2 protein-coding genes are annotated in these 1,628 nt (G+C 32.9%); one reads left to right on the forward strand and one right to left on the reverse strand.

Going from position 1 to position 1,628, the window contains the following annotated elements; translation table 11 throughout:
* Nucleotides 1-162: 162 nt before the first annotated feature.
* On the reverse strand, nt 163-696 hold the full coding sequence (locus tag G5B32_RS16800) for an energy transducer TonB (protein ID WP_165292647.1): 534 nt from the start codon (nt 694-696) through the stop codon (nt 163-165).
* Between the two features lie 184 nt (nt 697-880).
* Here G5B32_RS16800 and G5B32_RS16805 point away from each other — a divergent pair, with 184 nt between their 5' ends.
* The gene (locus G5B32_RS16805) at nt 881-1,621 is read left to right on the forward strand and encodes an SDR family NAD(P)-dependent oxidoreductase (protein ID WP_165292648.1); all 741 of its coding nucleotides are present in this window, start codon (nt 881-883) and stop codon (nt 1,619-1,621) included.
* The last annotated feature ends 7 nt before the right edge of the window (nt 1,622-1,628 follow it).

Below are 1,628 nucleotides of genomic sequence, written 5' to 3' on the forward strand. Positions count from 1 at the left end.
AAGAGGCTGTCTGACCTTTTTAGATAGCCTCTTTACTTATTTACACTTTCTTAAATTAGTGTTTCAAAATTTAATTTTTTGCATTTTTCATTACCAAATAAAATAGCTTTTTGCTAAAATCATATTTTAAATTTTTCATTTTATACTTTTTGAACAGCCTCTTTATTTGCTTGTATCAACTTTCATTCTTTCTATATCAAGACGGATAGGCAAAGCATATTTCGTTCTGACAGGAATACCACTAAATATACCAGGCTTCCACTTCTCGCCTTTTTTCAACATCTCTATTCCAGCTTCTCCTGTACCAAATCCTTTATCAAATTCAACTACAAAATCGGTTAATGTTCCATTTTTTTCCACGACAAATGAAATCATAACGTTACCCTTTACTCTATTATCGTACGCTTTCTGCGGTAAATTATAATTTTGTATAATCCATTCTCGAAAAACCTTCATACCTCCTGGAGGTTCGGGATTTATTTCTACCTGTGTAAATAAAGAATCTCTTTTAAACTCAATTCCACTACCTCTCATACATCCACAGTTTAATTTAAACTTCTCAACACTGTCTTTCTTTAAGGAAGATTTCACTGTTGATGTTAAAACTTGCTTAGGCTTTGAAGTACAACTAGTAAAACATAAAATTGCCACAAAAACAGTAAAATAAATGGCGCACTTCAGATTCATCTTGCTCATAAGCTTATTTATTAAAAGCATATAATTTTAATTTTGGTCTAGCATTACTTAGTAATATGATGATATATTCGTTAATATTCCATAAAGTTTTAATTTGTTATAAGTCATTATTTTAAGAAATCAACATCATACTTTGCAAACATTAAAACACCTAACTTGTCTTCATCATTAAAATCAGATAATTATGAAACAATTAGAGAATAAAGTAGCAATTGTAACAGGTGGAGCTTCAGGTATAGGAAAGGCTATTGTTGAGCTTTTCGTCAAAGAAGGAGCTAAAGTCTTAATAGCAGATTTGAATGAAGATTCAGGTACTAAATTAGCTAATTCTTTAGGTGAAGCTACTGTATTTGTAAAAGCAGATTCTTCTTCGCCAGAAGACAATAAAAAATTAGTTGATATTGCTGTAGAAAAATTTGGAGCTTTACATATTGCGGTTAATAATGCAGGTATCGGCGGTGATGCAGCTACAGTTGGCGATTATGGCCTTGAAAGTTGGAAAAAAGTCATTGATATTAACTTGAATGGTGTTTTCTACGGTATGCACTATCAACTTCCAGAAATCGAAAAAGTAGGAGGAAGTATTATCAATATGGCTTCTATTTTAGGTCAGGTAGGCTTTGCATACTCTTCAGCTTATGTAGCCGCAAAACATGGAGTAGTAGGACTTACAAAAACTGCAGGTTGGGAATACGGTACTAAAGGTGTTCGTATCAATGCAATTGGCCCAGGTTTTATTTCCACTCCACTTGTGGATGATAATTTAGATAAAGAAACGTTAACTTTCCTCGAAACACAACATGCTATGCAACGTTTGGGTAAATCTGAAGAAGTTGCAGAATTAGCGCTTTGGTTAGCTTCAGACAAATCTTCGTTTGTAACTGGCTCCTACTATCCTGTTGATGGTGGCTATTTAGCTAAATAGAGTATTT

The sequence above is a fragment of the Sphingobacterium sp. SGL-16 genome, from assembly GCF_011043515.1.
Classification (GTDB): domain Bacteria; phylum Bacteroidota; class Bacteroidia; order Sphingobacteriales; family Sphingobacteriaceae; genus Sphingobacterium; species Sphingobacterium litopenaei.

Bases quoted from the DNA above. Each gene is read 5' to 3' on its own strand.
- G5B32_RS16805 (WP_165292648.1), top strand. From the start codon at position 881: ATGAAACAATTAGAGAATAAAGTAGCAATTGTAACAGGTGGAGCTTCA.
- G5B32_RS16800 (WP_165292647.1), bottom strand. From the start codon at position 696: ATGAGCAAGATGAATCTGAAGTGCGCCATTTATTTTACTGTTTTTGTG.